General features: G+C 67.9%; 25 protein-coding genes. 19 read left to right on the top strand and 6 right to left on the bottom strand.

What is annotated here, in order from left to right; genetic code table 11:
- Nucleotides 1-13: 13 nt before the first annotated feature.
- Both AVL48_RS29350 and AVL48_RS29345 read right to left on the bottom strand, forming a co-directional pair.
- Nucleotides 14-721: a lysoplasmalogenase family protein gene (locus AVL48_RS29350; protein WP_061983534.1), complete on the bottom strand. Its 708-nt coding sequence runs from the start codon at nucleotides 719-721 to the stop codon at nucleotides 14-16.
- Between the two features lie 61 nt (nucleotides 722-782).
- Nucleotides 783-1793: a GlxA family transcriptional regulator gene (locus AVL48_RS29345; RefSeq protein ID WP_061983533.1), complete on the bottom strand. Its 1011-nt coding sequence runs from the start codon at nucleotides 1791-1793 to the stop codon at nucleotides 783-785.
- A 43-nt stretch (nucleotides 1794-1836) separates the two neighbouring features.
- Between AVL48_RS29345 and AVL48_RS29340 the strand changes: the two genes are divergently transcribed.
- Entirely contained in the window at nucleotides 1837-2604 is a 768-nt protein-coding gene (locus AVL48_RS29340) for an NAD(P)H-dependent oxidoreductase (protein ID WP_061983532.1), read from the top strand.
- A gap of 3 nt (nucleotides 2605-2607) precedes the next feature.
- On the opposite strand, the gene AVL48_RS29335 is transcribed toward AVL48_RS29340, so the two are convergent.
- A complete protein-coding gene (locus AVL48_RS29335) occupies nucleotides 2608-3177 on the bottom strand; it encodes a flavodoxin family protein (protein ID WP_061983582.1) in 570 nt (189 codons plus the stop codon).
- A gap of 97 nt (nucleotides 3178-3274) precedes the next feature.
- Between AVL48_RS29335 and AVL48_RS29330 the strand changes: the two genes are divergently transcribed.
- The 9 genes from AVL48_RS29330 (at nucleotide 3275) to AVL48_RS29290 (ending at nucleotide 10004) form a co-directional block, all read left to right on the top strand.
- Nucleotides 3275-3691, top strand: a complete 417-nt coding sequence (locus tag AVL48_RS29330; protein ID WP_061983531.1) for a MarR family winged helix-turn-helix transcriptional regulator — start codon at nucleotides 3275-3277, stop codon at nucleotides 3689-3691.
- 52 nt (nucleotides 3692-3743) lie between these two features.
- On the top strand, nucleotides 3744-4562 hold the full coding sequence (locus AVL48_RS29325) for an SRPBCC family protein (protein ID WP_061983530.1): 819 nt from the start codon (nucleotides 3744-3746) through the stop codon (nucleotides 4560-4562).
- A gap of 68 nt (nucleotides 4563-4630) precedes the next feature.
- Complete coding sequence (locus AVL48_RS29320; protein WP_061983529.1) at nucleotides 4631-5782, top strand: sensor histidine kinase; 1152 nt, start codon at nucleotides 4631-4633, stop codon at nucleotides 5780-5782.
- Nucleotides 5779-6441 carry a response regulator gene (locus AVL48_RS29315; RefSeq protein WP_061983528.1) on the top strand — a complete coding sequence of 221 codons (663 nt, stop codon included), beginning with the start codon at nucleotides 5779-5781 and terminating at the stop codon, nucleotides 6439-6441. Before AVL48_RS29320 ends, AVL48_RS29315 begins: the two co-directional genes overlap by 4 nt.
- A 59-nt stretch (nucleotides 6442-6500) precedes the next feature.
- Nucleotides 6501-8138, top strand: a complete 1638-nt coding sequence (locus AVL48_RS29310; RefSeq protein WP_061983527.1) for an acyl-CoA carboxylase subunit beta — start codon at nucleotides 6501-6503, stop codon at nucleotides 8136-8138.
- Nucleotides 8135-8353 (top strand): acyl-CoA carboxylase subunit epsilon, encoded by a 219-nt coding sequence (locus AVL48_RS29305; protein WP_061983526.1) that lies wholly within the window; start codon nucleotides 8135-8137, stop codon nucleotides 8351-8353. Before AVL48_RS29310 ends, AVL48_RS29305 begins: the two co-directional genes overlap by 4 nt.
- A gap of 85 nt (nucleotides 8354-8438) precedes the next feature.
- Nucleotides 8439-9260: a helix-turn-helix domain-containing protein gene (locus AVL48_RS29300; protein ID WP_061983525.1), complete on the top strand. Its 822-nt coding sequence runs from the start codon at nucleotides 8439-8441 to the stop codon at nucleotides 9258-9260.
- A 220-nt stretch (nucleotides 9261-9480) separates the two neighbouring features.
- Nucleotides 9481-9687 carry a DUF397 domain-containing protein gene (locus AVL48_RS29295; RefSeq protein ID WP_061983524.1) on the top strand — a complete coding sequence of 69 codons (207 nt, stop codon included), beginning with the start codon at nucleotides 9481-9483 and terminating at the stop codon, nucleotides 9685-9687.
- Nucleotides 9684-10004, top strand: a complete 321-nt coding sequence (locus AVL48_RS29290) for a hypothetical protein (protein ID WP_061983523.1) — start codon at nucleotides 9684-9686, stop codon at nucleotides 10002-10004. Before AVL48_RS29295 ends, AVL48_RS29290 begins: the two co-directional genes overlap by 4 nt.
- On the opposite strand, the gene AVL48_RS38670 is transcribed toward AVL48_RS29290, so the two are convergent.
- Entirely contained in the window at nucleotides 10001-10162 is a 162-nt protein-coding gene (locus AVL48_RS38670; protein ID WP_244162495.1) for a hypothetical protein, read from the bottom strand. The two genes, AVL48_RS29290 and AVL48_RS38670, sit on opposite strands and share 4 nt — an antisense overlap.
- A gap of 285 nt (nucleotides 10163-10447) precedes the next feature.
- Between AVL48_RS38670 and AVL48_RS29285 the strand changes: the two genes are divergently transcribed.
- The gene (locus AVL48_RS29285; RefSeq protein WP_061983521.1) at nucleotides 10448-11074 is read left to right on the top strand and encodes a PadR family transcriptional regulator; all 627 of its coding nucleotides are present in this window, start codon (nucleotides 10448-10450) and stop codon (nucleotides 11072-11074) included.
- A complete protein-coding gene (locus AVL48_RS29280; RefSeq protein ID WP_074038203.1) occupies nucleotides 11055-12674 on the top strand; it encodes a DHA2 family efflux MFS transporter permease subunit in 1620 nt (539 codons plus the stop codon). Before AVL48_RS29285 ends, AVL48_RS29280 begins: the two co-directional genes overlap by 20 nt.
- A gap of 172 nt (nucleotides 12675-12846) precedes the next feature.
- Here AVL48_RS29280 and AVL48_RS29275 read toward each other — a convergent pair whose 3' ends face one another.
- Nucleotides 12847-14652 (bottom strand): glycoside hydrolase family 3 protein, encoded by a 1806-nt coding sequence (locus AVL48_RS29275; protein WP_061983519.1) that lies wholly within the window; start codon nucleotides 14650-14652, stop codon nucleotides 12847-12849.
- Nucleotides 14653-14818: 166 nt separating this feature from the next.
- Here AVL48_RS29275 and AVL48_RS29270 point away from each other — a divergent pair, with 166 nt between their 5' ends.
- Both AVL48_RS29270 and AVL48_RS29265 read left to right on the top strand, forming a co-directional pair.
- On the top strand, nucleotides 14819-15457 hold the full coding sequence (locus tag AVL48_RS29270; RefSeq protein WP_061983518.1) for a Maf family protein: 639 nt from the start codon (nucleotides 14819-14821) through the stop codon (nucleotides 15455-15457).
- A 100-nt stretch (nucleotides 15458-15557) separates the two neighbouring features.
- A complete protein-coding gene (locus AVL48_RS29265) occupies nucleotides 15558-16925 on the top strand; it encodes a dicarboxylate/amino acid:cation symporter (protein ID WP_061983517.1) in 1368 nt (455 codons plus the stop codon).
- Between the two features lie 81 nt (nucleotides 16926-17006).
- Here AVL48_RS29265 and AVL48_RS29260 read toward each other — a convergent pair whose 3' ends face one another.
- Nucleotides 17007-17690: a hypothetical protein gene (locus tag AVL48_RS29260; protein WP_082857789.1), complete on the bottom strand. Its 684-nt coding sequence runs from the start codon at nucleotides 17688-17690 to the stop codon at nucleotides 17007-17009.
- A gap of 83 nt (nucleotides 17691-17773) precedes the next feature.
- On the opposite strand from AVL48_RS29260, the gene AVL48_RS29255 reads away from it, so the two are divergent.
- The 5 genes from AVL48_RS29255 to AVL48_RS29235 all read left to right on the top strand — a co-directional run bounded on the left by AVL48_RS29255 (nucleotide 17774) and on the right by AVL48_RS29235 (nucleotide 21518).
- Nucleotides 17774-18058 (top strand): SAV_915 family protein, encoded by a 285-nt coding sequence (locus AVL48_RS29255; protein ID WP_061983581.1) that lies wholly within the window; start codon nucleotides 17774-17776, stop codon nucleotides 18056-18058.
- Between the two features lie 152 nt (nucleotides 18059-18210).
- Nucleotides 18211-20004 (top strand): acetyl/propionyl/methylcrotonyl-CoA carboxylase subunit alpha, encoded by a 1794-nt coding sequence (locus tag AVL48_RS29250; RefSeq protein WP_061983515.1) that lies wholly within the window; start codon nucleotides 18211-18213, stop codon nucleotides 20002-20004.
- 46 nt (nucleotides 20005-20050) lie between these two features.
- Nucleotides 20051-20539, top strand: a complete 489-nt coding sequence (locus AVL48_RS29245; RefSeq protein WP_061983514.1) for a DUF1707 SHOCT-like domain-containing protein — start codon at nucleotides 20051-20053, stop codon at nucleotides 20537-20539.
- Between the two features lie 41 nt (nucleotides 20540-20580).
- On the top strand, nucleotides 20581-20955 hold the full coding sequence (locus AVL48_RS29240; RefSeq protein ID WP_061983513.1) for a DUF1707 SHOCT-like domain-containing protein: 375 nt from the start codon (nucleotides 20581-20583) through the stop codon (nucleotides 20953-20955).
- A 32-nt stretch (nucleotides 20956-20987) separates the two neighbouring features.
- Nucleotides 20988-21518 carry a GNAT family N-acetyltransferase gene (locus AVL48_RS29235; protein ID WP_143104647.1) on the top strand — a complete coding sequence of 177 codons (531 nt, stop codon included), beginning with the start codon at nucleotides 20988-20990 and terminating at the stop codon, nucleotides 21516-21518.
- The last annotated feature ends 13 nt before the right edge of the window (nucleotides 21519-21531 follow it).

Here is a 21531-nt window from a genome sequence, read left to right as displayed (position 1 = left end):
AGTACTTAACTTTCTAGTCTGCCGCGGTCATGCCTTCGACAAGCAGCCACTGGGAGGCGAGGTACGACGTCAGCACGAACGTTTCGAGATCGGCCCGCACGCGCTCGCTGGTGACGAAGTTGCGGCGGATGAGGATCGCCAGGTCCGACGCGGAGAACAGCAGCGCGCCGGCGGCGATCCAGGTCCGGCGATCACCCGAAGGGACCACCATCCCACCCGAAACCTTGGCCTTCGGCGCCAAGACAGGGTCGGCAGCGAGGGTCGACGTGGTGCTCAGCAGCCCTCCGTAGACCGAAAGCACCGAAGACACCGGAGACGGCTTCGGCAGCGCCATCGACATCGCGGCCGTCACCCACGCGGCGAGCCGGGGCGGCGTGGTCGCGGCGCGCGGCCGGGCACCGCGGCGCCACAGCAGCGTGGAGTACAGCATCTGCATCACGCCGAACGACGTCGCGCCCTTGATCAGTTGGCCGTCTTCGTCCGACCTGCCCATGAAGTGGTCACCGGCACCGGCCGCGACCAAGGCGGCGACGAGCAGGCCCTTCTCCCCTCGCCCGAGCCCTCGCGAGCGCGCGACCCTGGCGGCGAGCACGGGTACCGCGGCGGGCTTGGTCACCAGTCGCATCCGCCGGTTGCCGGTCCTGGCGGAGTACACGGTGCCGATCGCGGCGGCGCCGAACAGCACCCGCTCGGCGAACTTGAGGGCCTTCGCTGTCGTCACTGACCACCTCCGGAACTTATTTCCGGGTAAGTTACCAGCCGGTCAGTGCCATAGGCGTCTCTTAGACCGCTTCGCGGAAGGTGTTCCGGTACGCGCTCGGCGAGACCCCCAGCGCCGCCTGCAGACGCTGGCGCAGGGACGCGGCGGTGCCGAACCCCGCCTCGGCGGCGATCCGGTCCACCGGCAGGTCGGTCTCTTCGAGCAGCTGGCGGGCCCGTTCGACCCGCTGCTGGGTCAGCCACTGCACCGCCGAAATCCCGACCTCCTCCCGAAAGCGCCGCGTGAACGTCCGCGTGCTCATCGACTCCTTCGCCGCGAGTTCGCGCAGCGTCAGCGGCCGGTCGAGGTTTTCCAGCGCCCAGGCCCGCGCCGCCGAGGTCGACGAGGACTGCGGTTCCGGCACCGGGCGGCGGATGAACTGCGCCTGCCCGCCTTCCCGATGGGGCGAGACGACCGTTCCGCGGGCGACCTCGTTCGCGACCGCGGCACCGTGATCGCAGCGGATCATGTGCAGGCAGAGATCGATGCCGGACGCGACGCCCGCCGCCGTCAGCACGTTGCCGTCGTCGGTGTAGAGCACGCCGGGGTCGAGGTCGACCTTCGGGAACTTCGCCTGGAAGTCCAGCGCCGAGCGCCAGTGCGTGGTCGCCCTCCGGCCGTCGAGGAGACCGGCGGCGGCGAGCACGAAGGCGCCCGTGCAGATCGACGCGATCCTGGCGTCCGGCCGGATCAGCGCCAAGGCCCGCGCGAGCGGTTCGGTGAGGTCGTGTCCCGACGGCTCGTATTCGGTGGACGACGCCGGGATGACGACGGTGTCGGCCTCGGCCAGCACTTCCGGCCCGCGCGGGACCGAGACGGTGACGTCGGCGTCGGTCCGGATCTCCCCGGGCTCCGGCGTGCACGTGACGACCTCGTACAGGAGCTCGCCGTCGGCCGATTTGGCCGTGCCGAACAGCCGGACGACGATGCCCAGCTCCATCACCAGCATGCCGTGCCGGACCAGCACGGCGACCCGATGGCGACCCGGACGCGTGAAGAAGCCCATGGCTCGATTCTTGCACATATTGGCCATCGGGCCACTCGATTCCGCGGGCCTGGCGAGAGACCTTGAAGACATGAACGTGCTGTGGATCTTCGCCCACCCGGAACCCCGTTCCCTCGGCGGCTCGCTGCGCGACGAAGGCGTGCGCGCGCTCCGCGAACAGGGTGCGAACGTCCGGGAATCCGACCTGTACGCGATGAAATGGAAGCCCGTCGTCGACACCGACGACTTCGGTTCGGCGGCGGGGAGCGACCGGTTGATCGTCGGCGCGACCTCGAAGGACGCCTTCACCTCGGGCGAACTGAGCGAGGACATCCGGGCGGAGCACGAGAAACTGGCCTGGGCGGACGCCGTGATCATCCAGTTCCCGCTGTGGTGGTACGGAATGCCCGCGATCCTCAAGGGCTGGTTCGACCGCGTCTTCGTCAAGGGTTTCGCCTACGGTGTCCAGCGTCCCGACGGCAAAACGGCGCGCTACGGCGAAGGGAAGCTGGCCGGAAAACGCGCCATGGTCCTGCTGACCGCAGGTGCCCCGGAAGCCACGATCGGACCGCGGGGCGTGAACGGCGAGATCAACGACCTGCTGTTCCCATTGCAGCACGGAACCCTGTGGTACGCGGGAATGTCCGTGCTCCCGCCGCTCACGATCCACGGTGCCGACCGCGTTTCCCCCGGGCAGTACGACGTCGCCGTCGAAGCGCTGCGCGACCGGTTGCGGACACTGGCCACAAGCGACCCGATCCCGTTCCGTTCCCAGAACGGCGGTGACTACGACGAGGACCTCGTCCTGCGCGACCACCTCGCGCCGGGCCGGAGCGGGATCGGCGTCCACACGTCCTGAACCTCAGGCGCGCACGAGATCCGCCCCCGCGAAGAAGGTCACGGCCGCCTTGAGCGCATCCTCGTCCAGCAAGACGTCCCCAGGACGGCTCCCGTTGCCGAGCAACTGCCCACCCCAGTGCATCCCGAGATATCCGGCGGTTTTGCGCAGGGTGCCGATCAGCGGTTCCGCCTGCTCCGGCCGCTCGGCGAGCGCGCTCACTCCCCACAGGGTCTTACCGCGCATCCGCTCCTTGAAGCGGAGTTCCGGCTGGTCCAGCCAGGCCGCCCAGTGGTCGAAGTACAGCTTCACCGACGCCGACACGCTGTACCAATAGACCGGTGACGCGATCACCAGATCCGTGGCCGCCATGGTCGCGTCGAACAGCGCGCGCTCGTTTCCGGCGGGCGGAACGAAGTCGTCGCCGTCGTGCTTCCGGTCGACGAACGGCGCCAGCGGCAGCTCGGACGTCCGGATCCACCGCTGCTTGACACTCCGGGGCAACTCCTTCGCCGCCCGCCTCGCCAGCATCTCCGTGTTCCCGCCGGCACGGGCGCTCCCCAGCAGGAACAGGAAGCTTCGGTCCTCGGTCATCGCGATCCCCTCCGAAGTGGTTTCGAAGTACATGTATGTGCAAACAGATGCTGTCACTGCATGTAAACTGTTGTCAAGCGAAGCGAGGGAGGTCGCCATGACCACCGATGAACTGGCGTGGGATCGCGTCCTCAGGCTGCACGGGCGCATCGAACACGAACTCGGGAAGGCACTCCAACGACGGCATGGACTCGGCCTGTCCGAGTTCCGCGCGCTCGGCAAGCTGACCGCCACCCAGGACGGCGTCCTGCGCATGCAGGACCTCGCCGAGGCGATCGGGCTCAACCAGAGTTCCGTGAGCCGGATGGTCGTCCGCCTCGAAGACGCCGGGCTGACCGACCGCGACCCGTGCGAGGACGATCGTCGCGGGGTCTACACCTGCATCACCGAAACAGGAAGGAAGCGGTACGCCGAAACCGAGTCGACCTACCGGGAGGTCTTGGCGACGGCTCTCGACAAGGCCCACGCCGACCCCGAACTGAAGAACGTGGTGGCCGCCCTACGCGGCAGTTGACGCAGTATTCCTTCACGGTTATATTCCTTTGGCGGCACATAAGGAGGTAACCGTGACCGGTCGCGCCAGCTTGGAAGCCGTCGGAGATCGTCCAGCGCTCCGCCTCGAACGACGGCTCGCGCACAGTCCCGAGCGCGTCTGGCGGGCGGTCACCGAACCGGCGGAACTCGCGCGATGGTTCCCCGCGGCGGTCACCGTCGATCTGCGGCCGGGTGGGGCCATCGAGTTCACCTTCGAGGGCGAAGAAACCCCGGCGGTGGGCGAGGTCCTCGAAGCGGACGCACCCCGCGTGTTCGCGTTCAGCTGGAACGACGACGTCCTCCGCTGGGAGATCAGCCCGGAGGAGGACGGCTGCCGTCTGCTGTTCACGCATACGTTCGGCCGCGGCGAACCCGCCATCGCGCGGATCGCGGCCGGTCGCACGGCCGCCGGCTGGGACAGCTGCCTCGTCGCGCTTTCGGCGTCGCTCGACGGCGAAGAGTACGAGCGGCCCAAGGACTGGGTCGGCCCGATCGAGGCCTACGTCGAGGAGTTCGGGCTCGCCGACGGTGAAGTCCTCGAAACCGGCGACGGCAAGGTGATCCGCTTCCGCCGCGACCTGATCTGGAAACCGCTCGACGAGGCTTGGGCACTGCTCGCCCCCGAAATGGCGGCGGGCACGATCCTCCGCGAGGAACCACCGCGGCTACTGGAGCTTTCCCTGCCGCGAGGTGGCGTCGTCCGCTGGGAGTTCACCCACTCCGCACTCGACGGCACCATGGTCGAAGTGACCCAGACCGTCCCCGCCGGGCAGGAGGACGTCGTACCCGAGGTGCTGCGAAGCCGGCGCGAGAAGCTGAAGGAGTTCTTCGCCGCGGCGCACGGAAGCTGATCTCCACCCTGGGGATGACCCCCACCGGACGGACGCGCCCGCGCCACCCGTCCGGCTAAGTTCGCCGTATGAAACAGCCGTCGCCGCTCCCCAATCGAGTGGCGCACACGATCGACGCGCTTCTCGCAGTGGTGCTCGTGGTGGCCGTCGGTGGGAACCTCGCGGCGAAGACGTGGACGTTCACCGTCGAGATCCCCGTCTGGCTTGCCTGGGTCGCGGTCGGCGCCTGCGCGATCGCGATCGTGCTGCGGCGCCATCATCCGGTGACGGCCTACTTCTTCGCGCTGGGCACCATGATCCCCGCTTCGCTCGCCGGCGGCGGTCTCGGTCCGGCGTCCGCGCTGGCGACCGCGGCCGCCCTGTACACGGTGGCGCTGGAACATCCGCGTCCCCGCTCGCTGGCCGCGATGGGCGCGGGCCTGGTCGTCGTGGTGTTCCTCGAATTCCTGCACCTCGGCCCGAGCACCCTCGCTTCGACGGCCTTCGCGGGTGGCGGACTGGCGGGCTCGTGGGCACTCGGCTGGACGGCGCGGCAACGGCAAGCGAACCTCGCGCAGCTCGCCGCCGCCCAGGCACACCAGGCGGTTTCCGACGAACGGCTGCGCATCGCGCGCGAAATGCACGACGTCGTCGCGCACAGCATGAGCCTGATCGCGGTGAAGGCGGCCGTGGGCAACCACGTCGCGAAGGAACAGCCCGAAGAAGCGCGCGAAGCGTTGCGGGTCATCGAACTCACCAGCCGCGAAACCCTCGTCGAACTCCGGCGGATGCTCGGCGTCCTCCGTTCCGGCGACGGCACGCACGAGGCCGCGCTCGGCCCCGCGCCGAAACTCGCCGATCTCCGGACCCTGGCCGAACGCGCCGGGCAAGCCGGAGTGCGCGTCGAACTGTCCGGCGAGGTGGTGGACGAACTGCCCGAAGGCGTCGCGCTTTCGATCTACCGCATCACGCAGGAGGCGGTGACCAACGTCGTGAAGCACGCGGGGCCGTCGGCCTGCCGGGTGACGGTCACCGAAGGCCCCGGAGAGGTCTGCGTCGAGATCGTCGACGACGGGCGCGGCGACGGCTCGCCATCGGCCGTCGGCGGACACGGCTTGATCGGCATGCGCGAACGCGTCGCCGTCTACGGTGGTGACTTCGAAGCGGGACCACTGGCCGCTGGGGGATTCCGGGTGTTCGCACGGTTGCCGTACGCCGTGAAGGAAGTGGGGACGCGATGATCCGCGTACTGATCGCCGACGACCAGGCGCTGCTGCGCGGCAGTTTCCGCGTGCTCGTCGACAGCGCGCCCGATTTCGAAGTCGTCGGGGAGGCGGGTAATGGTGTGGAGGCGGCGGAACTGGCGGAGAAGGAACGCCCCGACGTCGTGCTGATGGACGTCCGGATGCCGGAGCTGGACGGCATCGAAGCGACCCGGCGAATCTGCGCGTCGGCCGCCTGCGAAGGCGTCCACGTGCTGATGCTGACGACTTTCGACCTCGACGCCTACGTCTATTCGGCACTGCGCGCGGGAGCGAGCGGGTTCCTGCTGAAGGACACCCCGCCCGCCGAGCTGCTGAGCGCGATCCGGGTCGTCGCGGCGGGCGAAGGACTGCTCGCGCCTTCGATCACGCGCAGGCTCATCGCCGAGTTCGCGCGGCTGCCCGAACCGGGACGGCGCGTCTCGGCCTCGCTCGACAACATCACCACGCGCGAACGCGAGGTCCTGAGCCTGATCGCGCGCGGCCTGTCGAACGACGAGATCGCTCGGACACTGCACCTCGGGCTGGCGACGGTGAAGACCCATATCGGCCACCTTCTGCACAAACTCGCCGCACGGGACCGGGCGCAGCTGGTGATCGCGGCCTACGAGTCGGGCCTGGTGCGCGCTTCCCTCTAGCGACGGACGTTGCCTACGCCACACGCGAAGTGACCGTCGAGTAGCTAGGCTGCGGTTTCATGAGCAGTGCGACGGAGCCGCTCGGGACGCCGCCCGAGGACGAACCGGACATCCACACCACGGCCGGGAAGCTGGCCGACCTGTACCGCCGGTATGACGAGGCGGTGCACGCGGGTTCCGCGAGGGCGGTGGAGAAACAGCACGCCAAGGGCAAGAAGACCGCTCGCGAGCGGATCGATCTGCTGCTGGACGAAGGATCGTTCGTCGAACTCGACGAGCTGGCGAAGCATCGCTCGACGGCCTTCGGCCAGGAGAAGAACCGGCCCTACGGCGACGGCGTCGTCACCGGCTACGGCACCGTCGACGGCCGTCCGGTGTGCGTGTTCAGCCAGGACGTCACCGTCTTCGGTGGTTCGCTCGGCGAGGTGTACGGCGAAAAGATCGTCAAGGTGATGGACCTGGCGATCAAGACCGGCCGTCCGATCATCGGCATCAACGAAGGCGGCGGCGCGCGGATCCAGGAAGGCGTCGTCTCGCTCGGGCTGTACGGCGAGATCTTCAATCGCAACGTCAAGGCGTCCGGCGTCATCCCGCAGATCTCGCTGATCATGGGCGCCAACGCGGGCGGGCACGTCTACTCCCCCGCGCTGACCGACTTCGTGGTGATGGTCGACAAGACCTCCCACATGTTCATCACCGGCCCCGACGTCGTGAAGACCGTGACGGGTGAAGAGGTCTCGTTCGAGGAGCTCGGCGGCGGGCGCACGCACAACACCCGGTCGGGTAACGCGCACTACCTCGGTTCCGACGACGAGGACGCCATCGCGTACGTGAAGGAACTGCTCTCCTATCTCCCGGCGAACAACCTCTCCGAAGCGCCGCATTCGGAGACGGACGCTCCGAAGCCCGGGTTCTTCGAGAACGTCACCGAGTCCGACCGCGAACTCGACACCCTCATCCCGGACTCGCCGAACCAGCCGTACGACATGCACGAGGTCATCACCCGCGTCGTCGACGACGGTGACTTCCTCGAAGTGCACGAGCTGTTCGCGCCGAACATCCTGGTCGGTTTCGGCCGGGTCGACGGGCGCAGCGTCGGCATCGTGGCGAACCAGCCGACCCAGTTCGCCGGCTGCCTCGACATCGACGCCTCCGAGAAGGCCGCGCGCTTCGTGCGCACCTGCGACGCGTTCAACATCCCGGTCCTGACCTTCGTCGACGTCCCCGGTTTCCTGCCCGGCACCGACCAGGAATGGAACGGCATCATCCGGCGCGGCGCGAAGCTGATCTACGCCTACGCCGAAGCGACCGTCCCGCTCGTCACCGTCATCACCCGCAAGGCTTACGGGGGCGCGTACGACGTCATGGGGTCGAAGCACCTCGGCGCCGACGTCAACCTCGCCTGGCCGACCGCGCAGGTCGCGGTCATGGGCGCGCAGGGCGCGGCGAACATCGTCCACCGCAAGACCCTCGCCGCGGCCGCCGCCGAAGGCAAGGACGTCGACGCGTTGCGGGCCGAACTCATCCAGGAGTACGAAGACACCCTCCTGAACCCGTACGCGGCGGCCGAGCGCGGTTACGTCGATTCGGTGATCGTGCCCGCGCACACCCGCGGCCACATCGCGAAGGCGCTTTCGCTGCTCCAGGGCAAACGAGAGACGCTGCCGCCCAAGAAGCACGGGAACATCCCGCTGTGAGCACGCCCGAAACCCCGCTGCTTCGGGTCGTCCGCGGCAATCCGAGCGACGCCGAACTCGCCGCGCTGACCGCCGTCGTCGTGGCGGTGGCCGGCGCGCGAGCACCGGAACCGGCACCGAAACGGCAGTCGTGGTGGGCGGACAAGGCTTCGCTCGTGCGCGCCCCGCTCGCCCCCGGCGAGGGGGCCTGGAAGGCTTCGGCGCTTCCTCGCTGACGCGCGCCTCGGAGGAGCACGGATCCGGTCACCGCGGACTAGAGTGACAGTTCTTGTCGACCGGATCCGCCTCAGAAGGCCGTGCGTGACGAACCAGGACCACCTCTCCACCGAGTTGCGCCGCCTGCGCAAAGCCGCCGGTTTGTCCGGCACCGAGGCGGCGAGGCTCACCGGCCTCAGCCAGTCCAAGGTCTCCCGGGTCGAAACCGGCGCGTTCATGCCGACCGAGGACCAGGTCGTCGCGCTGTGCCACGCCTATCGCGCCTCGGCGAGCGTCCGGCGGGCACTGGTCGCGATCACCCGCGACCTGCGCGAGGAGGCGTCGTCCGCCCGCGTCGTGCTGCAACGGGGCGCCTGGCGGATGCAGCAGCGCATCGGCAAGATCGAGACCGCGTCCGCCCGGATCCGGAGTTTCCAGCCGACCATCGTGTTCGGCCTGCTCCAGACCCGCGACTACATCACCGCGCTGTTCGGCGATTCGCTGCCGGACGACGAGCGCGACCAGACGATCGAAGCCCGGCTGGAGCGTCAGCGGATCCTCGAATCGAACCGTGAGTTCCACTTCGTGCTGACCGAAGGGGCCCTGCGCTGGAACATGGGCGGGGCGAAGACGATGGCGGCCCAGCTCGACCACCTCATCGACCTGTCCTGCCACGGGCGCGTGCGGCTCGGCGTGATCCCGTGGACGACGCCGGTGTCGGTCGCCGTGCTCCACGGTTTCGACATCTACGACTCGCGCGCGGTGCTCCTCGGTACGCAGACGGCCACGGCGCTCGTCACGGACGAACGGGAAGTCGCCGACTACGAGAAGAACTTCGCCGAAGTCGAGCGCTACGCCACCTACGACGACGTCGCGTGCTCGCATCTGGCGCGGATCGCGGCCGACTACCGGGCTCTCGCCTCCTGAACCGCTCCAGTGACCAAGGACTCTTGGTTTTATGCACCCCGAGAGTGCATCGTATGTAAAGCGGCTGTCGCTGAAGGCCCCTTTTCCTGCGCTGAGCGCGATTTCGGGGCTCTTCACGGACCGTTCACCGAACCACGGCGGTAGATCACCCGAAATTGACAACTTTGCCTCCGCGCAACCCGTCTACTTGCCGAAACAGTCACTGGGGAAAGGCACTCCGATGACCAACTGGCACGAACGCATGACCGGCTGGCACAAGTCGACCTACACGCACTGGGAGGAGAACGCCTGCGTCGAAGTCGGCGCACTGCCCGGTCTGGTCGGCATCCGGGACACCAAGCAAGGGGCCCTGCCGGACGAGATCCGGCCGATCCTGGTGGTCCCGGCCGAGTCCTTCGCCGCGCTCATCGAGCACTTGGACCGATGAACGACATCGCCGAGCCGTACATGGTCCACGATCCGCGGGAGATGGCGGGTCAGCTGATCAACGGCAACTGGATCGTCGCGCGATGGGAGCATCTCGGTGAAGACGAGGATCTGGACCACTGGACCGCCGTGCTTCGCGAGAACTGCGAAGAACTCGGCGTCGATCCGTACGTCATCAACATCCCGCGCAAGAGCCTGACGATCGTCTTCAACGGTGCGCTGCCCGCGCCCACGTTCGAACAGCTGGAGAACTCGATAGCGGCCATCGAGTACCACCGCTTCCTCGAGCGCGAGATCGGGCCGAGACGCCTGAACTAGGCGATCTTGGGGGCGGCGCGCATCCCGATGTAGACGCACTCCGTGCCGGTCGGAAGCCGGGAGAACACCACGGGTATCCAGTCTTCGCTGAACGACGGGCCTGCCCCTGACGCCATGCCGTCGACGATCTCGTACGTCAGTTTCCGGTTTTGGGTCACCGTGATGACCACACCTTCCCGCCGGTAGCCGTCCGCGAACGCGCCAGGTCCACGGACGGCGGTTCGGCGGGCGGCGCGAAGGCGTCGGTCACCAGAGCGACGGCCACCCCTGCCGAAGGCCATCCGCGCTGACCGCCCTCTCCGTTGTGCGTGCTTTGTTCGCCTCTTGCGCACGCTGTACCCACCTGCGATCAGCGAGCAAGGGTGGGTACTTGAGCTCCTACACAGCCATGCCATATAGTCCACGCGGAATAATCGATACGGAATCTTCCGGGAGGATCAGTCATGGCCGCGAAGCTCACCCCGCTCGCCATCGCGGTGCTGGAACTCCTCCACGAGCGGCCCATGCACCCGTACGAAATGGCGCAGCTGATGCGGGAGCGCTACGTCAGCAAGCGGGTCAAGGTGAAGGCCGGATCGCTCTATCACACCGTGGATCGCTTGGTGCGAAACGGTTTCGTCGAGGTCGTCGAAACGCAGCGCGACGGGAATCGGCCCGAGCGGACCGTTTACGCCATGACGGAAGCCGGCCTCGACGAGTTCGTCGACCGGGCAAAGGGCATGCTCAGCACCCCGGCCGAGGAGTACCCGGAGTTCCTCAGCGGGCTGGCCGTCATCGACGAACTCGGCCCGGAGATCACGGTGGCCCAGCTCAAACACCGCGTGCTTCAACTGCAGGCGGCCGCCGCGTCGGACCAGGTCGTACTCGACAGCCTGGTCAACGAGCAGCACCTTCCGGAGGTCTACTGGCTCGACTGGTCCTACGCGACCGCGCACCGCGCCTTCGAGCTCGAGTGGACCCAGAAGCTCATCGAAGACCTGGAATCCGGCCGCATCCGGTTCCAGGGCCACTGCACACCACGGCTGAACCTGGTCACCGAGGACGAACCCGATGAACGCAAGACAAGCTAATCCCTGGGCGGCACTTTCCGCGCTGTGCCTGGGTTTCTTCATGATCCTGCTGGACACCACGATCGTTTCGACCGCGATTCCCGCGATGCTGCGCGAACTCGACGCCGGATTGAACGCCATCGTGTGGGTGATCAGCGTTTACCTGCTGGCCTACGCGGTACCGATGCTGTTCGCCAGCCGTCTCGGCGACCGGTTCGGCCCGAAGCGGGTCTACGCGGCGGGCCTCGTGGTGTTCACGCTCGCCTCGGTGTGGTGCGGTCTCTCCGGTTCGGTCGAGATGCTCATCGCCGCCCGCGCGGTGCAGGGACTCGGGGCCGCCTTGATGACCCCGCAGACCCTGGCGTTCATCAGCCACCTGTTCCCGCCGTCGAAACGCGGACCGGCCATGGGATTGTGGAGCGGCGTCGCCGGGATCGCGGCGATCGCCGGACCGCTCCTCGGCGGCGTGCTCGTCGACCACCTCGGCTGGGAATGGATCTTCTTCGTCAACCTGCCGGTAGGCGTGGTCGCGCTCACGCTGGCGCTGCTCAAGGTGCCGGACTGGCAGCCGAAGCACTCGCATTCCTTCGACGTGCCGGGAATCCTGCTCTCCGGTGCCGGCCTGTTCTGCGTGGTGTACGGCGTCCAAAATGGACAGCAGTACGACTGGGGACGGGTGTTCGGACCGATCACCGTGTTCGAAATCATCGGGGCCGGTATCGCCCTGCTGATCGCTTTCGTGGTGTGGCAACGCGTCAATCGTGACGAACCGCTGCTGCCGCTGGCCGTCTTCGCCAACCGTAATTTCTCGGCTGGCACCCTGACGTCGGTCACCGTCGGCTTCGCGATGACCGGCATGTTCCTGCCGCTGGTGATCTACCTTCAGGCCGTGCTCGGCGAATCCCCGACGATGACCGGTCTGCTGTTCGCGCCGATGTCGTTGCTGGCGGGGATGATCGGTCCGTTCGTGGGCAAGGCGTCGGACAAGGTCAACGGCAAGGTCCTGCTCGTCATCGGCCTGGGGGCGCTCGCCGCGGGATTGGTTCTCGTCTCCCTGCTCGCCCACGCCGACGCGAACGCGTGGGGGCTCACCCCGGCGCTGCTGGTGACGGGTGTCGGGATCGGATTCATCTTCGCCCCCATGGGCAATCTGGCGATGAGTTCGGTGGAACCGCGGCTCACCGGGACCGCGTCGGGCATCTTCAACACCGCCCGCCAGGTCGGCGGCGTGCTCGGCAGTGCCGCCGTCGGCGTGCTGCTGCAGGCGCGGATCAGCGTGTCGATCGCCGACGAGGCGGCTTCGGCCGCGACAGCGTTGCCGGAGCAGTACCGCACGCCGTTCGCGGAAGGCATCGCGAAGGCCGCGGAATCGACCGGGGAGTTCGGTTCTTCCGGGCAGGCGGCCATTCCGGGGCTTCCCGCCGACTTGGCGGAGCAGGCTCAGCGGCTCGCTCTCGACGCCGTCCACAATGGACTAACGGACGCGGCTCGGGTGACCTTGCTGCTGCCGGCGGCCGTTCTGCTGCTGGGCGTGCTGGCCGCGCTCACGATGCGTCGTCCGGCCCCGCGACCCCCTCACCCGGCCGTCGCCCCCGAACCCTCCGCCGCGACCGCCGCCTGACCACGGCTCCCGCATTTAGAGGACGAAACGCGTTCCACCCCGCACCCCGGCTCCGGCATTTAGTCCTCTAAATGCGGCGTGGGTGGCCCTGGGGAGCGCAATGAAGGGGCCTTTCATCGCAAAATTCGCCATGAAAGGCCCCTTCATCTCATCCGCGGGAGGGCGGACGTCTCTAGCGCCGGTACCGCAGACCGAAGCCGTACGGGTACAGCGCCTTCTTGCCGTCACCGACGTTCACCGGCTCCTGGGTCGCGCTGGCCGGCCAGCTGAACGTCAGTTTCCCGGTCGGGTTGTAGTCGCCGTAAAGGACATCGGCGACACCGGCGCCTTCGCTACCCGGGAGCCAGGCGGCGACGAGCCCGTCGAACTGCGGCAGCTGAGCGGCGATATCGAGTGGCCGCCCTGACACGGTCACCACGACGACCGGGACACCGGAACTCTTCAGCTTGGCGATCGTGGCGAGGTCTTCCGCGTCGAGTCCGAAGCCGTTCGGACGGTCTCCCTGCCCTTCGGCGTACGGCGTTTCGCCCACCACTGCGACGGCGACCTGGTAGCTGCCGTCGATTCCGTCACCCGCGCGGTCATAGGTCACCGTGGTGCCCTTCCCCGCCCCCGACTTGAGCCCGTCGAGGATGGTCGTACCCGGGATGACCGGGCCGCTCTGCCCTTGCCAGGTGAGCGTCCAGCCGCCGGCCTGGTTGCCGATGTCGTTCGCGTTCTTGCCCGCGACGAAGATCTTGTTGTTCTTCTTCGCCAGCGGCAGCACACCGTCGTTCTTCAGCAGTACCTGCGATTCACGGACGGCCTGCCGGGCCAGCTCGCGATGTTCCTTGCTGCCGAACGTCTTCTGGAGTGAACGGTCGGTGTACGGGTGCTCGAACAGGCCGAGCTTGAACTTCTCCGCCAGGATGCGGCGGTTCGCGTCGTCGATCCGGGCCGTCGGGACGCGCCCCGCCTCGACCTCGGCCTTGAGGTAGGCGATGAACTGCGGCGCGTCCCAGGGGACCATGAACATGTCGATGCCCGCGTTGACCGAAAGCCGCACTTCTTCGGGCGTGAAGCCTTCTTGCCCGTCGATCTGGTTGATCGCGTTGTAGTCCGAGATCACCAGGCCGGAGAACCGCAGTTCCTTCTTGAGCACGTCGGTGATGAGGTACTTCTGGGCGTGCATGCGCACCCCTTGGAAGCTCGAGAACGAGATCATCACCGAGCCGACGCCCCGGTCGATCGCCTCGCGGAACGGCGGCAGGTGGATCTGGCGCAGTTCGCGTTCGCTGATCTCGGTGTTGCCCTGGTCGACGCCGTTCGTGGTGCCGCCGTCGCCGACGTAGTGCTTCGCGGTCGCGAGCACCGAGCCCGGCTTCTCCCCGAGCCCGTGCCCCTGAAGACCAGTGATGGCCGAAGCGTTGGCGACGGCGTCGCGCGGCGATTCGCCGAAGGATTCGTAAGTCCGGCCCCAGCGATCGTCACGGGCGACGCACAGGCACGGCGAGAAGTCCCACTGCGGCCCGGTTCCGGCGACTTCCAACGCGGTCGCCCGGCCGATTTTCTCGACCAGGCGCGGATTGTTCGCGGCGCCGAGGCCGATGTTGTGCGGGAAGATCGTCGCGCCGTAGACGTTGTTGTGGCCGTGCACGGCGTCGACGCCGTAGATCGTGGGGATGCCGAGCGGCGTCGAAACCGCCGCCTTCTGATACGAGTCGACCATGTCGGCCCAGCCGTTCGGCGTGTTACCGGCCGGCACGGAGCCGCCGCCGGACAACAGCGACCCCAGCTTGAGCGCGGCGGCCTGATCGGGTGTGACCGCGCCCCGTTCGGCCTGCGTCATCTGGCCGACCTTGTCGTCGAGACTCATCCGTTTCAGCAGGTCGTCGACCCGCGAGGACACCGAAGCGTGCGGATTCCGGTACAGCGGCCCCGGGGTGGCCGACGCCATCGGCGTCAAGGCCGGACCAGCCAAAAGCAGGCCTGCGAGCACTGTGGTTTGCGTCGTGCGAAGCGATCTTCTGACGCGGAGGCGGGACGGCATTATTTCCTCCGTAGCTCGAACAATCCATATGTTGCGCGCCACAACAAACTAACTCCACGATCGGGTGTCCCAGGTCACAATTAGGCAACGCAGGGTCGTCGAGTACCTTCCGGAGGTGCGTTTCGTCCTCGCGTCCCAGTCCCCCGCCCGCCTCGCCGTCCTGCGTTCCGCCGGCTTCGATCCGAGCGTCGTCGTCTCCGGCGTCGACGAGGACGCGGTGGCCGCGTCCCTGACCGACCCCGCGCCGGAGGAGCTGGTCAGGGCGCTCGCCGCCGCCAAGGCCGAGGCGGTTTTCAAGACGCTCGCCGGGTCGCACGAGGGCAGCGCCGACCTGGTCATCGTCGGCTGCGATTCGATGCTGTCGATCGGCGGCGCCATGGTCGGCAAGCCGATCACGCCGGAGGTCGCGCGCGAACGCTGGGCGTCGATGGCGGGCAAAACCGGTGCACTCCTCACCGGCCACGCGATCATCCGCGTCGAGAACGGCGAGAGGACGAAGGAAACGTCAGGAACCGAAGGGACCACTGTTCGCTTCGGCACGCCCTCGCCGGAAGAAATCGACGCCTACATCGCGTCCGGCGAGCCGCTCCAGGTAGCGGGCGGCTTCACCCTGGACGGACTCGGCGGCTGGTTCGTCGACGGGATCGACGGCGACCCGTCGAGCGTCATCGGAATCAGCCTGCCGCTGACCCGGCGCCTCCTGAGCGAGGTCGGCGTGAGCGTCGTCGATCTCTGGTCACCTCCCGCATCCTGAGACAGCTCCCACACGATCGGGTGATCCGGAAGAGTCCTGCCTCGCCGAACGTTCTTCACGTTCGGCCAATCAGGAAACCTTCACGCACCGGAGTCGCCCCGTGTCTTTCATTCGGACCTACACCAGGCCAAGGGTCTTCGCGGCGGCTGTCCTCGGCTCGCTCGTCGTGGGTGCCCTGCTCGGCATCCTCGCCAGGACGAGCGAGGCGAGCTGGCTGACCGAACTGCTCGACCAGATCGGCACGATCTTCACGACACTGCTGCAGATCGCGGTGATCCCGCTGGTCTTCACGGCGATCGTGGTCGGCATCAACAGCCTGCGCGGCCTCGGCGGCGGCAGGAAGGCCGCCCGGCTGGGCGGCAAGACCGTCCTGTGGTTCGCGATCACGTCGTTCATCGCGTCACTGATCGGCATCGCCGTCGCGAAGCTGTTCAACCCGGGCAGCGGCGGCCTCGGCGAGGGTGTCGCCGCGACCGCGAAGAACGCGGACAAGGCGACCAAGAGCGTCGACCACTGGGGCTCCTGGAGCGCCTTCATCGACGGACTGCTGCCGAAGAACTTCTTCACCGCCTTCACCGAGGGTGAGACGCTTCAGGTGCTGTTCCTCGCCGTGCTGATCGGCGCCGCCGCCTACAGCCTCGGCGACAAGGCCAAGCCGTTCGTCGACTTCACCACCAGCGTCTTCGAGATCATCCAGCGCTACCTCGGCTGGATCGTCCGGCTGGCCCCGATCGGCATCGTCGGCCTGATCGGCGCGGCCGTGTCGAACTACGGTGACGCGCTGTTCCGGCCGCTGCTCAGCACCACACTCGCGGTGTACGTCGGCTGCCTCCTGGTGCTGTTCGTGGTCTACCCGATTCTTCTGCAGTTCGTGGCGAAGGTCAGCCCGCTGAAGTTCTTCGCCAAGGCGGGCACGGCGATCCAGTTCGCGTTCGCTTCGCAGTCTTCGGCCGCGACGCTGCCCCTGACCCGGCAGTCCGCCGTCAACCTGGGCGTCCAGCCCGCGTACGCCGCCTTCGCGACTCCGCTGGGCAGCGCGACCAAGATGGACGGCTGCGCCGCGGTGTTCCCGGCGATCGGCGCGATCTTCATCGCGAACCTGTCCGGCGTTTCGCTGAACATCTGGCAGTACGTCGGCATCGTCGTGGTCGCCGTGCTGGGCGCGCTGGCCACCGCGGGTACCACCGGCTGGCTGACCGCGCTGACGCTGACCACCGCGTTCATCGGACTCGACGCGCAGCAGGTGGCGCTCGGGATCGCGCTGATCTACTCGGTCAACCCGATCATGGACATGATGCGGACCGCGACCAACGTCGCGGGTCAGATCGTCGTGCCGGTCGTCGTCGCTCGTGGCGAAGGCCTGCTGGACGACGACGTGCTCAACTCGCCGACAGACCCTTCGCCTTCCGCAGACGGCGAAGCCGCTACGCAGGAGAAGAAGCCTGTCGCTGCGGGCGCGACCTCCTGACCCCTTGATGTGCCCAAAGCGCGTTTAGCCCGCTAAACGCGCTTTGGGCGCCGGGCGACAGCAAAGGTCCCTTGCTCTCCCTCAGGGGCAGGCGCGCAGGTCAGCGCGGGTGAGCCGGACCTCCGGCCAGCCCTTCAGCTCCGAAGGCGCGGTGTACCGGCGCGTACAGCCCACCGAACCGCGGGCGACGTCGTAGACCTCCGCGAGCACCGGCGCGGCCTGACAGCGCGCCGATCCGGTCTGCGCACCGGGGCACTCGTGCCGCACGACGATGACGTCCGCGATCCCGTCGGCGGTCACGTCGTTCAGCGCGATCGTCCCGGCGTCGGAGAAGTACGGCTTCCCGGTGTCCCGCCAGATCCCGCCGCGCGCGACGAACAACTCGCCCGCCGAACCGCCGCCGGTGTCCCCGCGGACCAGGCAGACCTGCGTCGCGCCGTCGACGCAGCGCAGCGAATCGCCCTTGAGGGTGACCCCCATGTCGTTGACCATCAGCGGGAACACCGTGTCCGAGCCGATCCGGACCACGCCCTGTTTCCCCGTTTCGTCGGCCAGGAGCACGACGGGCATCCCGCCGACGGTCATCGCGCCGATCTCCCGGCAGACCGACTGACCACAATTGACGGCGGGCAAGGCGGAACCACTGTCCGGCACCGAAAGCCCGCCGGGCGCGTCCGCGGGCACCGGAGCGTCCGGGCGGAGCAGGAACACGGCCACGATGACCCCGGCCGTCACCACCACCGCCAGCAGCGCGGTGAACAGCACGGATCGCGGCGTCCGCGCTTCCTGAGTCCGCATATCCGAGAGCGTAAGTGATCTAGCGCAGAGTGCACGTCTATGTTGTTCCCGTGACGAATCCCGGATTGCCCAACGCCCTGTTCCTGCCCACGGCGAAAAAACCGAAGGACTTCACGCGTGCGGAGATCGAGCTCCGCAAGACCAGCGACGGCCGGATGGCGCTGATCGCTTTCAGCACGGTCCAGCGGCTGGTCGAGTGCCGCGGCCCGCATCAGCCGTGGGCACTGGTCAAGGCCGAGCACCTCGGCCGGGTCCACCAGGCACAGCCGTACGACCTGATCGTGCTCGATTCCGACCTTCCGGAAGAACTGCGCCACCGGGAGGCGCTGGTGTAAGGCCTGATGGAAGAACCGGAGAAGGACTTCTCACTGATATAAACAGAAGGTCTCCGGGTGGCCTTGCTCTCACTAATCGGGGCGGGAATTTCTTCTAAACTGCTGCGGAGCCGCCTCGGGGCGGCCCGACGTGCGAACGCAGGAGGTACGGCGTGACCGAGCAGGCCGGCACAGGTGGTCCGGTGACCAAGATCCTGATCGCGAACCGCGGGGAAATCGCGGTACGGGTGATCAGGGCGGCGAAGGACGCCGGGCTGACCAGCGTGGCCGTCTACGCCGATCCGGATCGTGACGCACCCCATGTCCGTCTCGCCGACGAGGCCTTCGCCCTCGGCGGCACGACCGCGGCGGAGAGCTACCTCGTCTTCGACAAGCTGCTCGACGCCGCCAAGCGGTCGGGCGCGGACTCGGTCCACCCCGGCTACGGGTTCCTTTCCGAGAACGCGGACTTCGCGCAGGCGGTGATCGACGCCGGGCTGACCTGGATCGGACCGAGCCCGCAGGCCATCCGCGACCTCGGCGACAAGGTCACCGCGCGCCACATCGCGCTGCGGGCGGGAGCCCCGCTCGTGCCCGGTACGAAGGACCCCGTCGCGAACGCCGACGAGATCATCGCCTTCGCCGATGAGCACGGCCTGCCGGTCGCGATCAAGGCGGCGTTCGGCGGCGGTGGCCGCGGACTCAAGGTCGCCCGCACCCGCGAGGAGATCCCGGAGCTGTTCGAATCGGCGACGCGGGAGGCGATCTCCGCCTTCGGCCGCGGCGAGTGCTTCGTCGAGCGCTACCTGGACAAGCCGCGTCACGTCGAGGCCCAGGTCCTCGCGGACCAGCACGGCAACGCCATCGTCGTCGGCACCCGCGACTGCTCACTGCAGCGCCGCCACCAGAAGCTGGTCGAGGAGGCGCCCGCGCCGTACCTGACCGACGAGCAGCGCAAGCGCATCCACGAATCCGCGAAGGCGATCTGCAAGGAAGCCGGCTACTACGGCGCCGGGACCGTGGAGTACCTCGTCGCCGTCGACGGCACGATCTCATTCCTCGAGGTCAACACACGGCTCCAGGTCGAGCACCCGGTGTCCGAGGAGACCACGGGTCTCGACCTCGTGCGCGAGATGTTCCGCATCGCGCGCGGCGAGAAGCTGCGCATCACCGAGGACCCGGTGCCGCGCGGTCACTCGATCGAATTCCGCATCAACGGTGAAGACGCCGGCCGCGGCTTCCTCCCCGCGCCCGGCACCGTGACGAAGTTCGTCGCGCCGAGCGGGCCGGGCGTCCGGGTGGACTCGGGTGTCGAGTCCGGCAGTGTCATCGGCGGTCAGTTCGACTCGATGCTCGCGAAACTGATCGTCACCGGTTCGGACCGGCAGAACGCGCTCGAACGCAGCCGCCGGGCGCTGGCCGAGATGGTCGCCGACGGGATGGCGACGGTGCTGCCGTTCCACCGCGTGGTCGTGAACGACCCGGCCTTCATCGGTGACGAGAACGGGTTCAGCGTGCACACCCGCTGGATCGAGACCGAATTCGAGAACACCATCGAACCGTTCGTCGCTCCCGAAGCCGCCGAGGCCGAGGAGGAGCAGCCGCGCCAGAACGTCGTCGTCGAGGTCGGTGGCCGTCGTCTCGAAGTGTCGCTTCCCGGCGGGTTCTCCCTGGACGCCGGTGGTGGCGGTGGCACGGCCGGCAAGGCCAAGCCGCGCAAGCGTGCGGGCGGCACCAAGGCCGCGGTGAGCGGCGACGCGGTCACCGCGCCGATGCAGGGCACCATCGTCAAGGTCGCCGTCGAAGAAGGCCAGCGGGTCGAAGCGGGCGAACTGGTCGTCGTGCTCGAAGCGATGAAGATGGAGAACCCCGTCACCGCGCACAAAGCGGGCACCGTGACCGGACTTTCGGTCGAGGTCGGCGCGGCGGTCACCCAGGGAACCCAGCTGTTCGAGCTGAAAGACTGACGAATGTCGTGGTCGACGGCGCCTCGCTCGGCCTACCATCGAAAGGGTGAACGAGGCGTCGTCACCGCAATTGCGGATCAGTGATCAGGATCGTGAGTCCGCGCTGGCCGCGCTCGGCGACCACCTGACGGTCGGCCGGATCGACATCGACGAATTCGGTGAACGATCGGCGAAGGTCACCGCGGCCAAGACGCGTGGCGAGTTGTCCGAGGTCTTCCTCGACCTGCCCGAACCGCATCCGGTCTTCGACAAACCCCAGGCGGCGGTGAGCGAACCGGAAAAACCGATGACGCCGTGGGCGGGTATCTCGCCGATGCAACGCGTCATGGGCGCGCTGCTGCCGATCCTCTTCATCGCCACCATCGCGCTCATCGTCACCACCGACCTGACCTGGTGGTTCATCCTCGTCCCGATCGGGATCAGCGCCGTCGGCGAGGGCATCTGGGGCAAGGGCTGGGACAACGCCCACAAGAAGCTCGCGAAGCAACACCGCCGCGAACTGCGGCACGGGCGTCACGGGGAACTCGAGAGCTGAACCGGCCGTAGACTCGGGACGTGAGTGCCGAGAGACCGGACATGCGGCTGAGCGACGCCGAACGCCAAGACGCGCTCGACGCGTTGGAAGAACATGTCCGCACCGGCCGACTCGACCTCGACGAGTTCGGCTCGCGGTCGGCGAAGGTCAGCGCCGCGCGGCTGGTGAGCGACCTCGAACCGCTGTTCACGGACCTGCCCTCGCCGAGACCCAGTGCGCTGCTCCCGTTGGCCCCGATGCCCGGCGTCGCGCAGGCGTCCGCGAAGAACGAGGTCCAGCCGTCGAAATGGCTGACGGCCAGTGCCGTGCCGATCGCCGCGGCGGTCGCGATCGCCCTGTTCTTCTTCACCCGCGGGACGTTCCTGGTGTTCCTGCTCCCGCTGGCCGTCGCGCTGATCATGAGCCGCCGACGCTGAAGCGGCGCCGTCGTTCCGGTTACCCTCGAAGGGTGGAACCGGTGGAGATCAACGCGGGCGAGTACTACCTGCGGCAGCTGCGGGCGGACAAGGCCATCGACGATCGTCCGGCGCTGGTCGCCGCCTTCGCCGACCCGACACACCGCAAGTACGTCCTGAATTACCGCTTGCGCGACCTCGACGAGGCGACCGAATACGTCGCGCTGCGGGTGGCGCAGTGGGCCGGTGACGAACGCTGCTCCTGGGCGGTCGCCGAGCCGACGACCGGGGAGCTGCTGGGCGAGGTCGGCCTGCGGGACCTCGACCTCGACCTCGGCTACGCGGAGGCGTCGGTCTGGGTGCGCGCCGCGTCGCGGGGCAAGGGTGTCGCGAGTACCGCGCTCAACGCGGCCCTGCGGTTCGGTTTCGGCGGACTCGGCCTCCGCGAGGTCAGCTACCGCTACGAAGAGACGAACGAGGTTTCGGCCTCGGTCGCCCGCAAATGCGGGTTCACCCTGGTCGGCCCCGAACCCGCCCCGGCCCCGACCGGGGAACGCCTCATCCGCTGGCACCGCACCGCGTGACCCACCCCTCCCT

The organism is Amycolatopsis regifaucium (genome assembly GCF_001613935.1).
Classification (GTDB): Bacteria; Actinomycetota; Actinomycetes; order Mycobacteriales; family Pseudonocardiaceae; genus Amycolatopsis; species Amycolatopsis regifaucium.
Note: the sequence above shows the minus strand (reverse complement) of the source record. Positions and strands in the feature narration are given on the sequence as shown.